At 51.8% G+C, this 11,818-nt stretch carries 15 protein-coding genes; all 15 read right to left on the reverse strand.

The window, feature by feature from the left end:
- Window positions 1–259: 259 nt before the first annotated feature.
- The 15 genes from GON05_RS00005 to GON05_RS00070 all read right to left on the reverse strand — a co-directional run bounded on the left by GON05_RS00005 (window position 260) and on the right by GON05_RS00070 (window position 11,801).
- On the reverse strand, window positions 260–472 hold the full coding sequence (locus tag GON05_RS00005) for a hypothetical protein (protein ID WP_157317229.1): 213 nt from the start codon (window positions 470–472) through the stop codon (window positions 260–262).
- A 13-nt stretch (window positions 473–485) separates the two neighbouring features.
- The gene (locus GON05_RS00010) at window positions 486–1,238 is read right to left on the reverse strand and encodes a YwmB family TATA-box binding protein (RefSeq protein ID WP_157317230.1); all 753 of its coding nucleotides are present in this window, start codon (window positions 1,236–1,238) and stop codon (window positions 486–488) included.
- An 84-nt stretch (window positions 1,239–1,322) separates the two neighbouring features.
- Window positions 1,323–2,846: an amino acid permease gene (locus GON05_RS00015; protein WP_157317231.1), complete on the reverse strand. Its 1,524-nt coding sequence runs from the start codon at window positions 2,844–2,846 to the stop codon at window positions 1,323–1,325.
- A gap of 45 nt (window positions 2,847–2,891) precedes the next feature.
- Window positions 2,892–3,020, reverse strand: coding sequence for a hypothetical protein (locus tag GON05_RS39590; RefSeq protein ID WP_258567645.1), 129 nt, complete (start codon window positions 3,018–3,020; stop codon window positions 2,892–2,894).
- 24 nt (window positions 3,021–3,044) lie between these two features.
- Window positions 3,045–3,911, reverse strand: coding sequence for an ethanolamine ammonia-lyase subunit EutC (gene eutC, locus GON05_RS00020; protein WP_157317232.1), 867 nt, complete (start codon window positions 3,909–3,911; stop codon window positions 3,045–3,047).
- A 13-nt stretch (window positions 3,912–3,924) separates the two neighbouring features.
- Window positions 3,925–5,286: an ethanolamine ammonia-lyase subunit EutB gene (locus tag GON05_RS00025; RefSeq protein WP_181646655.1), complete on the reverse strand. Its 1,362-nt coding sequence runs from the start codon at window positions 5,284–5,286 to the stop codon at window positions 3,925–3,927.
- On the reverse strand, window positions 5,283–6,767 hold the full coding sequence (locus GON05_RS00030; protein ID WP_157317322.1) for an ethanolamine ammonia-lyase reactivating factor EutA: 1,485 nt from the start codon (window positions 6,765–6,767) through the stop codon (window positions 5,283–5,285). Before GON05_RS00030 ends, GON05_RS00025 begins: the two co-directional genes overlap by 4 nt.
- Window positions 6,760–7,368 (reverse strand): ANTAR domain-containing response regulator, encoded by a 609-nt coding sequence (locus tag GON05_RS00035; RefSeq protein WP_157317234.1) that lies wholly within the window; start codon window positions 7,366–7,368, stop codon window positions 6,760–6,762. Before GON05_RS00035 ends, GON05_RS00030 begins: the two co-directional genes overlap by 8 nt.
- Entirely contained in the window at window positions 7,365–8,810 is a 1,446-nt protein-coding gene (locus GON05_RS00040; RefSeq protein ID WP_157317235.1) for a sensor histidine kinase, read from the reverse strand. The genes GON05_RS00035 and GON05_RS00040 overlap by 4 nt, the downstream gene beginning before the upstream one ends.
- A gap of 24 nt (window positions 8,811–8,834) precedes the next feature.
- The gene (locus GON05_RS00045; RefSeq protein WP_157317236.1) at window positions 8,835–9,275 is read right to left on the reverse strand and encodes a EutP/PduV family microcompartment system protein; all 441 of its coding nucleotides are present in this window, start codon (window positions 9,273–9,275) and stop codon (window positions 8,835–8,837) included.
- A gap of 4 nt (window positions 9,276–9,279) precedes the next feature.
- Window positions 9,280–9,621: a BMC domain-containing protein gene (locus GON05_RS00050; protein ID WP_127455658.1), complete on the reverse strand. Its 342-nt coding sequence runs from the start codon at window positions 9,619–9,621 to the stop codon at window positions 9,280–9,282.
- Complete coding sequence (locus GON05_RS00055) at window positions 9,597–9,905, reverse strand: EutN/CcmL family microcompartment protein (protein ID WP_127455657.1); 309 nt, start codon at window positions 9,903–9,905, stop codon at window positions 9,597–9,599. The genes GON05_RS00050 and GON05_RS00055 overlap by 25 nt, the downstream gene beginning before the upstream one ends.
- Window positions 9,906–9,911: 6 nt before the next feature.
- The gene (locus GON05_RS00060; RefSeq protein ID WP_181646656.1) at window positions 9,912–10,748 is read right to left on the reverse strand and encodes a hypothetical protein; all 837 of its coding nucleotides are present in this window, start codon (window positions 10,746–10,748) and stop codon (window positions 9,912–9,914) included.
- Window positions 10,749–11,510, reverse strand: a complete 762-nt coding sequence (gene pduL / locus GON05_RS00065) for a phosphate propanoyltransferase (protein ID WP_157317237.1) — start codon at window positions 11,508–11,510, stop codon at window positions 10,749–10,751.
- A 3-nt stretch (window positions 11,511–11,513) separates the two neighbouring features.
- On the reverse strand, window positions 11,514–11,801 hold the full coding sequence (locus GON05_RS00070) for a BMC domain-containing protein (protein WP_127455654.1): 288 nt from the start codon (window positions 11,799–11,801) through the stop codon (window positions 11,514–11,516).
- Window positions 11,802–11,818: the final 17 nt, after the last annotated feature.

The following is an 11,818-nucleotide window of genomic DNA, read 5'->3' on the forward strand; positions in this document are numbered from 1 at the left end:
GTTGTTCAGTTTTCAAAGATCAATTTCTTTCGCTCACTGCCGTGTTACCGAAGCAGCGAAAAGTAATATACCATACTATTTTTCATTGTGCAACTCTTTTTTTAATTCTTTTTTCGAGCTGCTTTGACACGCTTATTTCGCGGCTTTCTTGCGGCCGGAATGACAATATAACATGTCCAACAAGTGGAATGCAACTCTTTTTTTCATTTTCTAAAACAAAGAAACACCTGCCCTTTCAAGCAAGTGTGAATGTCATCTTTTATCCATCATGAACGGTATAGCTGTTGATGATCGCCGCGGCGAACGTTACGCGATTATTTCGAAAATAATGGAACAGAATACGAGCCTCCGTCGATTCGTCATCATACTTGGGAAAGTTGAAGAAATCGTCGTCTTCCCATCCCTCCCGTCGCAAGCTTTCAATGGATTCGGCAATCACACCCGGGATGACCGGCTTCATAATCGTTGACATATCCTCACTCCTTTTAATATTCCATCGTGATAATTGGTGTTCCCGCAGTCAGGCGCCATTTGCCTGAAGTTGATTCCTGATGCAGAGCAAGCTGTAAATTCACGGTTTGATTTCCGCTTTGGATGGAAGTTTGAAACTCATCAGAAGCCAATGACAAGCTAATCGTCTTCGAATCGCTATAGCTCTCTACAGTTTTGCCTTTAAAAGACTGCGCTACCACTTGAATAACCTCGTTGGCACTATTTTTCCCGTATAATACCTGATCGTTCACATAACCTTGCACCATCATATTCCACTGTCCTTGGATGCCTAGTTTCTTTAATTGATCGCCCGCTTGCTCCTGCCAATTCATAAGCTCAGATTGATCTGCTTGTTCAGATGCCTCTAGTTTGAGGACGGTGTAGCAGCCGTTTGACCCAGCTGGACTTGCAACTGTTAAAGTAACGACCGTACCGTGAGCAATCTCCATACTCGCTGTGTACACAGCATGAGAATTGGACTCGCCCAATTGTTCTTTTTGCGGGATATCGAAGGCTTGAGAAAGTTTCTTGCCAGTTTGCAGGATATTGAGATCGCTACCAGCGCAAGTTCCGTAATAGCCCGTATATTTAAAAGTGATATGCTGCTCATTCACCATGTACGGTTTCACCGTGTTCAAAAGCTGAAGCGCTTCTTGCCCGCTGCGAGCATCTGCATGACGAACCCAGCCAAAAATAAGGCCGATAATAGAAAGTGCAATAATGGCGTTAACCCAATTTTTCTGCATATAAAAAGGCACCTCTTCACTAGAATCTTCAACTCTAGTAAAAGGATGCCCAAATCTATCAAATGCTAAACCAGTAAGCGGAGTCTATTCCAGCTCTTTTTCCCGGCGCAAAATCTCCTCCATAGACTTATTAAGCGCAGCCTGAGGACCAGGGAAGTGCTTGTTATAGTAGGACAAATCCATGATGACCAAGAGAATGAGCATTCCCGCTACGGCATAGCCGGCCATTTGGTTCGGCGGGATAACCATGATGACGCAAATAAAAATAATCCAGAGCAGCGCGACAATGGAGATCGCATTGCTATATTTTCCGAGATTCCAAGGACCGAGATGCTTATCTTGAAATCTTCCTTCGGCTTTGGCCCGAAGCTTCAAGTAAATCGGAACGCCATAGGCAACATAAAGACCAACAACACTAACCGCCGTTAGGAACGCTATTGTTGTATACGTGGCATCCGGGTTCACCATTTTGATGAGATAGTCGATGAAAGCAAGCAGGAAGGAGAGGATGATGGCCAGCCAGATGGCTTTGGCCGGGGTCCGGTATTTTTTTGAAATTTGCGCCCACTGCGAGCTTAACGGCATCCCTTTATCCCTTGAAAAAGCATACATCATGCGGGAAAAAGAAGTAATAGACGCAAGTCCGCAGAACCACATCGCAGCGGTGACCAGCCATAAAATGACGGAACCGAACGTGCCGCCAAGCGCTTCGCTGATCACATAGATGAACGCATTGCTGGAACCGGCAGCAGCGCTGGCATCTTTGATGGACAAAGTGACAAATGCAAGCATAATGAAACCAATGACAAACGAATAAGCGACGGATGTGAAAATGCCCCAAGGTGCGCGCACACGCGGATTAATCGTCTCTTCAATGGTATGAGCCGAAGCGTCATAACCCGTAAACGTCCACTGTGCCTGCAAAAGTCCGATCAAAAAGGCAAACATATAAGGTTTGTCAGAGAAGGTTTCGCCAACTTTGAACAAGTACGAGACCGGGTTTAGGCTGCCTTTGGTGAAAAAGGCCAGAGACAAGACAAGAACCGCCACGACAGCGATGTGATACCAGGCGGAGAAGTCGTTCAGCTTCGCAACGATTCGAATGCCGATGTGGTTGAGAATCCCATGCGTAAGCAAAATGACCGAGAAGCAAACCAACACGGTTGTATTGCTAGATTCATAACCGAAGACGCTCGCGATAAGAGGATCAGCGAAAAGTGCAACGGAATAATCGATGCCGGCGACAATGCCGATTTGGCCAATGAGATTGATCCAGGCGGTGTACCAGCCCCAGCGTTTGTTTTTTAGAATCGCAGCCCAATGGTATAAAGCGCCTGCCGTTGGAATGGCCGAAGCCAGCTCAGCCATAACCGCCGCAACGCACATCACAAAAAATGCGACGATCGGCCAGCCGAAGCCCATCATGCCCGATCCGCCATAGGTTAATCCGTGACCATATAAGGATACAGCGCCAGTCAAAATGGAAATGATGGAGAATGAGATCGCAAAGTTGGAAAATCCGCCCATACTGCGCAGCAGCTCCTGGGCATAACCGAACTTGTTCAAATCACTTTTGTCTTTGTCCTGATGATTGGAAGATACGCTCATCTTTACTCCTCCTCATCCATTCACAACGATTTGTGCAGCCAAGTCTCATTTCCCCAAAAAGCTTTCGTGCTTGCTTTCATCGAATTCCCGAATGCCCTTGTTCGCAACGTTAACGATCCACCCCGCAAACAAACACGTGATGACAACAATTAAGATGCCAATCGCCAGTCCCATTCCGCCCCACCTCCTTCGCTGAAATCAGATTTCCAGGTTAACTCCGCTCGTTTTTTGTTCGAGCATTTTTTGTACGATGGTGCCGATATGTGCGCCGCCCTCCAGAGGAGGTGTGCCTCCGCGATGAATATTGGATATAACCGTGCGGTCGCTTTCTACCGTGCCTTTCCGCGGTTTGTAACAGATGTAGGCACTCAAAGATTTGGACGAAACCAATCCAGGACGTTCTCCGATCAAAAGCACAAGCACATCCGGTTGCAGGATTTCCCCAATGTGATCCATCACGGCAACCCGCCCGCCTCGTACAAAAAACGGAGTACCTGTGGATAACTGATAAGCCGCCAGCGAGTCAAGAAGCGAGGGATAGACATCGGCCAGATTGGCATCTACCGCGTTGGCGCTAAGTCCATCGGACACAACAATCTGCACTTGTGGATGCTTGCTGCATTTTTGCTGGATAAGAGCGATTCCCTCTTCGGTAACAATACGTCCCATGTCGGGGCGTTTCAGGTAGTTTTCCGTATTCTCGTATCGCGTTTCCACGGTAAATAAACCGAATTGGTCTAAAAGCGCTTGACTTGCTTCGCCATAGATGGAATCGACAGCAGCCGCATGATCACGGCGGAATTTCAGCACTTCTTTGGTTAACGCCCGCGTTCCGGTCCGCCAAACGCCGATTCGCGAAGGTGTGCTGGCGAGCAGTTCGTTCATCCCTTCCTCCCATTTGGGACTCGGAACCTGCGACTGCGGCTCTTCCTCTGACGGCATTGAGAGATCTGGCTGATCGGTCGGCGGGGACTCTTCTTCTTTTGATACAGTAACGGACAGCTTCTTCTCCAGCTCTGCCATCACCAGATCCACTAGCGCATCGATGGGGACAGCTTGGTTCATCGCTACACCTCCTTCACATAAATAGACTCGGGTCCCCCGCAAGCGGCGTTAGCCGGCCGTTGTCCATAAGGCCCATTCGAACTAACCATTGTTCAAAAGCAGGAGCCGGGCGCAGTCTCATTAATTCCCGCAAAGTGGCGATATCGTGATAGCTGGTAGACTGATAATTGAGCATGCAATCGTCAGCCATGGCGACTCCGATCAAATAGTTAACGCCTGCGGCGGAAAGCAGCACAGCCAAATTGTCCATATCATTCTGATCCGCCTTCATATGGTTGGTATAGCAAACATCCACACCCATCGGCAGCCCCTGCAGCTTGCCCATGAAATGGTCCTCCAACCCGGCGCGAATGACCTGTTTGCTGTCATATAAATACTCGGGCCCGATGAAGCCAACGACCGTGTTGACGATAAACGGCTTATACTTCCGGGCAAGCCCGTAACAGCGCGACTCCAGCGTGACCTGATCGATGCCGTGATGCGCTTCCGCAGACAGTTCAGAGCCCTGGCCCGTTTCAAAATACCACAGATTCGGCCCCGTCCCTGTCCCCTCCCGCGTGATCAGTTCATCCGCTTCATCCAGCAGAGCGACATCGATGCCAAAAGCTTTATTGCCGTCTTCCGTTCCCGCCAAGCTTTGGAACACCATATCCGCAGGAGCTCCTTGCCGGATAGCCCGCATCTGCGTTTTGATATGCGCCAAAACGCAGTTCTGCGTAGGTATCTGCCATTTTTCCATGACCTCCTTGGTCATCTGCAAAATATGCTTCACGCTATCTGCGGAATCGATTACGGGGTTGATGCCGATTACCGCATCACCAATCCCGTAGCTTAATGCTTCAAAAAGCGCTGCTTTTATGCCCTGAATATTATCCGTAGGGTGATTGGGCTGCGCCCTCCCGGCGAGCACGCCTTTTTGACCGATGGTGATGTTGCAATGGCTAGTGACCTCCATCTTGGACGCAGCCTGCACCAGATCCAGATTGGTCATCAGCTTGGCGGCAGCGGCCACCATCTCACTCGTTAGGCCTCGGGAAAGACGGCGAATTTCGGGATTACCTGTCTCCTGCCGCAGCAAATACTCCCGCAGCTCAGCCACCGTCCAATTCCGCACCTCGGCATAGATCTTCTCATTCAAAGCATTCTCGATAACTCGAGAAACTTCATCGGTCTCCGGAGGCAGCAAGGGATGGTTCCGGATATCCGCCAGCGTCAAATCGGCAAGCACCTCTTTGGCGGCGATTCGTTCCTTCGCATCCTGCGCAGAAATGCCCGCGAGCTGGTCGCCAGACTTCTCCTCATTCGCTTTGGCCATCACTTCCTTCAAATTTTTGAATTGAAACGTTGTGCCGAGCAGTGTCGTTTTCAAATTCACCGGCCGCTCTCCTCCCCTCTGCCCTGGCCTTGGAAGGCCAATGTTTTGACCACTACGGGAATCATAATGCCGGAAATCGGCTCGCCTAAATCGATGTAATCCCCGTGCTCCACGCGGATTTGATCGATGCATATGACTTTCGGACGTTGCGTGCAGCGTCTCGAGAGGGATTGGCCGAGCGCTTTGGCGATGTCCGTTTCGCATATGACGACCATCGCTTCACTATGAGGAAAATGGTGAATAAAACTCAGATACAGCTTATCGGCTATGTATTGAAGAGTTGGATAGGTTAAGTGGTGCGTCCCTGACAACGCGAGTCCAAACGGAGGCGAACGATCTAGAGCGAACAAGCTTGCGCCGTCTCGCATGAGAGCGTCAAACCGTTCTGCGAGCGCGCTGTCTTGAACTAGCAGCTGCGGCGACAGGTCCAGCTTGAGCACGGGCAAATTGCGGATCGGCAGCAGCGAAGCATCCAAGTGCACCGTCGCACCGCTGATCTCCGTGCTCTGCATGCCGGCGCCGATGACGGTCGCTCTGACCGTTTGATCGGCTTGAATCTGGCGAGCAGGGTAGCCAGCGGCCAGATCTTTCCAGGCATGGGCAAGCAGCGGGCCGATATCCTGATGAACGGCAGCGTCCTCCAAGCTGCGGGGCGGCATTGTCTCTGCCATCAGTTGGCCTACACCGCCGGAGACCATCCATTCTTCTATAGATGGGATGGCAGGTAACGGCGTTCCGATTATTAAGGCTTTAATTGCAGCGTCTGCAACACGGACGCCGCTTAAATAGTCCATGATGCAGCGGCACATGGCTGTGCAGATCTCGTTCAGCTGCAGCAGGCTGAGCCGGTCGCCCGGCTGAACGGTGTAGCCGGCCTCCTGCAGCCAAGGGCGTATCGACGGCGACACCTCAAGGATCGTGCCGGCCGAGTCGATCCGGATAAGCCTTCCGCCGACATGAAAGGCCACCGTGCCGAGCAGCCTGCCGCGATGAAAAATCGCGGCATTCGCCGTACCGCCGCCGATATCGATGTTGGCGACTGCGCCTCGAAGCTGCCAGGAGCGCTGCTCCGCACCGGCGCCTTTGCCGGCGAGCAGCCCTTCGAGATCCGCGCCGGCAGTCGCGACAACGAAATCGCCCGCTCGTTCTGCGAGCAGATGGAGGATGTGCTGCGCGTTTGTTTTGTTCGCCGTCTCACCGGTAATGATGACGGCGCCGGATTTGATATCCGCTGGCAGGATGCCTGCCTGCTCGTACTCTTGAGCCACGATGGCCCAAATACGATCGGCGTGGATCTCATCGCTGCTGAGGAGCGGAGTGCTGTAAATCGGGCTTGCGTACAGCAGCTCCCGCTCCGCAATCTGGAAGCGCGGCAGGCTGAGCACGCCGGAGGAGCGCACAATTTTCAACTTGGAAATGACCATCTTCGTTGTACTTGTTCCGATATCGAGTCCGACACTCGTAATCCATTGGTCAGCCATGTTTTCGCTCACCCGCACCTGCTAAGACCTCAGCTCCATCTTGCAGAATATCTGCCGCCAGCTTGGAAAGGGGGATGCGGGTCGCCATGCTTACTTCGCGCATTTTGGCGTAGGCCTTTTCCTCACTCAAAGCATGCTTCTGCATGACGAGGCCTTTCGCTTTTTCGATGCTCTTCCGTTCCTCAATGGATTGCTTTAGAAGCTTGATGTCCTGTTTTAGCGAGTCCATCTTCTCCTTCTGGCTCAAAGCAATCTCGACAGCAGGCAGCAAGTCTTCCTCCGACACCGGTTTGACTAAAAAAGCAGCCACCCCCGCCTCGCGCGCATCCTTCACCAGCTCCTTCTGGCTGTAAGCAGTTAGGAGCAGCACCGATGTATCCTGCTGCAGCTTGCGGATAATATGAGACGCCTTGATGCCGTTCATGACGGGCATTTTAATATCCATAATCGCCAAATCCGGTTTCACGCGAGCTATGAGCTCTATTGCTTCCTCACCATTTTTGGCTTCGCCTGCGACAAGGTAGCCGCCCTCCTCAAGCATTTCACGGATATCCATGCGGATGATCGGATCATCATCGACGACGACGATGGCATTTCTCATGGCATTTCGTCCTCCTTTGACTGCGTTCTCGCTATTGGAAATGTAAGCTGCACTTCGGTTCCTCGCTCATCTGTCATGATATCCAGCACGCCGCCGAGATTTTCTTCTACTAATGTCTCCGTGATCTTCAAGCCGAGATGGCCTTTTCGCTCAGAGTGATTCGCCGCTTTGAAGCCGATGCCATTATCCGACACCCGAACCCGGGCAAAGCTGTCTTGGTGCTGCAGAGAAACTTCAATATGTCCCATACGCCGTTCTCCAAAAGCATGCAGTACGCAGTTCTGCACCAGTTCATTCACAACAAGCGCAAGCGTCGTAGCGGCATCGGATTGTAAAATGAGCTCATCTCCGGAAATAACCGGGACAATGGTCTGATCCGGTTTGGACGAGGAGGAAATAATGTTCTTGATGATGCGGTCCACAACCTCGTTAAAATGGATCGTCTCCAGTCCTTCAAACGCAAGCATTTCATGAATGACAGCTATCGAATTAATGCGGTTGATGCTGTCGCGATACACCTGCACGACCTCTTCGTGCTTCGTTCTTCGCATCTGCAGGCGAAGCAAGCTGGAAACGGTTTGCAAATTATTTTTCACACGATGGTGAATCTCCTTAATGACGGCGGATTTGATGATCAGCTGCTTTTCCTTTTCTTTCATATCCGATATATCGCGTAGTAAAATAATTCCGCCTACCTCCCGCTGATCCCGGTAAATGGACATGGCCTTGAGTTCGAAGGTCACATGCCCGATTTGCAATTCCTGCTGGATGAGGCCTGAGCGGCCAAGTACCGTTAATTTCCCGTAAAATAACTGGGTGATCAGGGAGCCGTTAGTCGCGTCAGCCGTGTGACCGATTTCCTTCAGCATGTCGAGAGCACGCGGATTTGTGTAGGTGACCCGTTCCTTATCATCAAAAACAATAACGCCTTCATGCATAAGCGATTGCATGCTGCCCTGCGACATGGCCACACTAAGCAGCGTTTCGCTCAGCTGTTCCGTTGTCTCCATCAGTCGGGTCACATTCTTCTCCTGCTCAAGCTTCTCCGTAATGTCCTTCTCCATGATGAGTGCCCCGATCACCTGGCCGGTTCTGGACTGGATCGGCACGACATTTTGCTGGATGGCAATCTGCTCCTGCGAAATGCCTCTCGAGCCGATCACGGATTGCCCGGAAAGCAGGCAGAACATGACGGCGGGCTCATTTTGCACAAAAGCATACTGACCTACGACTGATGTCTTGTACAAGGAAGAGCCTTTGGAGGGACGCGCCTCCGCCACGACTAGCGCCATCCCTTTGTCAGGGAGTGGGCAGTCTATGAAGACATCGGATTCGGATACATCGGCAAATAATTGGAGATGATCCGCCATTTCTTGGATGGTTTGGGCCTCTTCCGAGCTCAAAAGCGTATACTTCCTGCACAGTTCCATAATGGACGCCATAGTGCATCCCTCTTCACTTTAGGATCAAGAGTGTACGATTTGCATAAGCTTATCTTTTAACTTGGCAATGCCCTCGTTTGACGCAGCGGATGTCAGAAAGATTTCGCCTTCCGGCAGCGCCTGCCTCAGAAGTTCGATCGCATGATCGATATCTGCCTGGGGGTGATCGATTTTGGTCACAGCCCCTAAAGCCGGCACGGCGAAACCTTGTTCAAAGCCAGGGGGAAAATAGTTCCTGTCCCGCGTAGCATCTTGAACCAGCAGAACAGCTGCGGCCTCATGCGAGGTCGCCATTAACGAGCGGTAATACAGCGGATTCTCGCTGTACTCGCCGGGAGTATCGATCACCCAGTCACGGTAGATGAGGCTTTGTGTTTTGGATGCGGGCTGGGACTCCCCGAATAAGGCTTTGATCAGCGTTGATTTGCCTGCGCCGACGGCACCGATGATCATCACTTTTTTCATCGCGTTATGACCTCGTGATCGGTGCCGTCGAAAATTTCAACTTTTCGAGCAAAAACACATTCACAGCCGCAATCGCCATCTCCACAGCAGCAACTTCTCCCGTTAGCACCAGCGAGCCGGTGAATCGGTCCAAATAGCCGATGCCCACGTCGGCTGCTTTGGTCGCAATGTCCGCAGCGATGATCGCCGTCTCCGTTGGGGTCAGCGTAAGAATGCCAATCGCGCTGCGCTGCTCGATGCCGAGTTTCGTATACAAAACCGGGTCGGGATTGGCAATGACATGAGCCAGTGTCAGCTGCTTGCCAGGGACATATTCCTGAATCACTCTCTGTTTGTGCTCTTCCATGCTTCCTCCTCGGCTTCCTTCGCGACCTCGAAGCTATCGACAATGCCGACGATCATCGCATCGATGGGCACCATTTTATCCTTGAACAAGGTTCGAGCCGGGCTTCCCCTGGATACGATCACACGTTCGCCAACACCTGCTCCAATGCGGTCTGCGGCGATAATGGGCGTGCCCGCTTCGCTGTCTTTGAAATCCATCGGTTGGATGACGAGCAGCTTTAAATTGTCCATGCCTGCTTCCTTTTGCGTAGCCCATACACTGCCAATGACTTTCCCGTAAAACATAGGACCTCACCTTTCGGCCATATATTCGATCTGGATGCCTTTATCCTTCAGCATGTCTTGCGCTAGAGCGGAAATGATTGTTTTTCTGCCGATTTGCAAGGAGCGAAATGGTCGATTTCTTAGCTCTCGTTGGACCCATTCTGCGGAGACCAGCTTTCCTTCGTAGACGATGGCTGAGGATACGGGTTCGGATGTGGGTGCTGCTGGGGCAGAAGATTCTGGAGTTACAGGAGTTTCAGGAGCCTCTAGAGCTTCAAAAATTTCAGGGCGGATTTTGCTCACGGCTTTCTCGGCAAGCTGTTTGCTGGGGGCAAACTCGACGCCGTACATTTGGAGCTCCATTTTGTAATAATCAAAAAGATTGCGATACGGGGTGGGCAGCGTCAGCGTTTGGAGCGTCCGGCGGTCCGCCTTTTTCAATCCTGAGATATCCTCACCGATGAGGACGAATTTATTTTGAACCAGCGTAGAAAAAATGATTTCCGAGACGATCGTCCCTTTCATGCCAAGGGCTGCTCTCGCCGCACTATCCAGATCGATTTCAGGAATCACGATGCCTTCGTACGCAAGCGGCACCTCTATGGGAGCAGGAGCGAACTCATCTGAAGCAATAGTCTGGCCGCGACCGGCGCATTCAATCTTGTGCTTACCAAGCCAGCAGGAGGCTTCGCCGTCCAGGAACATCAGATCATGGTCAATGCCGTGAATATTTAATGCTATAAAATGATCGGTGAAAGCTTCATGCGCCGTGCTGTCGTAAAACAGATAGAGCACCTTCGGCCTCTTGGCCTGCTGGTTCAAAATCTCACGAACGATCGCTTCGACCATTTGCTTGATTTCCACCTAGCGCAGCCTCCTTTCGGCATTCTTAGAGATGATCTGGACCGTGTCCCCTGTCGTTAAATGGGCTGCATTCGCCTCATCCCGGTCGATATGGAAATCCAGCGAATACTGCGGGCTCACCCTCACGATCACATCGGCAAAAATGATGGAGCGCTCCCCCATTGCTTGCACGTGTATGCGGTCCCCATGGTTTAGGCGCAAGATCTGGGCTTCCTCCGGGGAGGCATGTACGTGATTTTTGGCGATGATCAGCCCTTCGTTTAAAGTGACGGTTCCCTTTGTGCCAACCAGCGTAATCCCCGGTGTGTCGGCAAGATCGCCGGATAGGCGAATCGGCGGATGAACGCCAAGCTCGAATCCGTCTGTGCGCGAAATTTCCACTTGGGTCGCACCACGTAAGGGTCCCAGGATGCGGACGTTAGACAGGCTGCCGTACGGGCCTTTGACTGCCACTGTTTCCACGGCGGCGAATTGCCCCTTCTGGGAAAGCTCGCGCAAAGGTGTCAGCCGGTAACCGTTGCCGAACAGCATATCGATATGATGAGGTGCGAGGTGCACATGCCGGTTGGAGACGCCAACAGGTAGGAAGTTCGGTGGCAGGGTGCCGGATGGCTCGGAAGCCACACGCTGTAAACGAATTCCTCGCTCCTTCAGGAAATCGGCAGCTGCGGGAGTCAGCTTATCCCCCTCTGTAACTGGAAAAGGATTCGCCAAACCTTTGATCAGCTGTGCGCGCAGATACGTTTCCGTAATGAGCGCCATCTTTTACCCTTCAAGCTTAGGAAGAATGAACTCAATGTCGGAGTGCGGACGGGGGATCACATGCACCGAAACCAGCTCTCCAACCTTCTCCGCAGCTGCTGCGCCTGCATCTGTGGCTGCTTTGACAGCACCGACATCTCCCCTGACCATCACCGTCACTAGCCCTCCGCCGACATGCACTTTTCCGACCAGCCTGACATTCGCCGCCTTCACCATCGCATCCGCTGCTTCAATTGAACCTACCAAGCCTTTCGTTTCCACTAAACCTAATGCCGCCAATTCTCCTGCCATTGCGATCTCCTCCTTGG

Origin of the sequence: Paenibacillus anseongensis, assembly GCF_009757995.1 — a bacterium.
Lineage (GTDB): Bacteria > Bacillota > Bacilli > Paenibacillales > NBRC-103111 > Paenibacillus_E > Paenibacillus_E chondroitinus.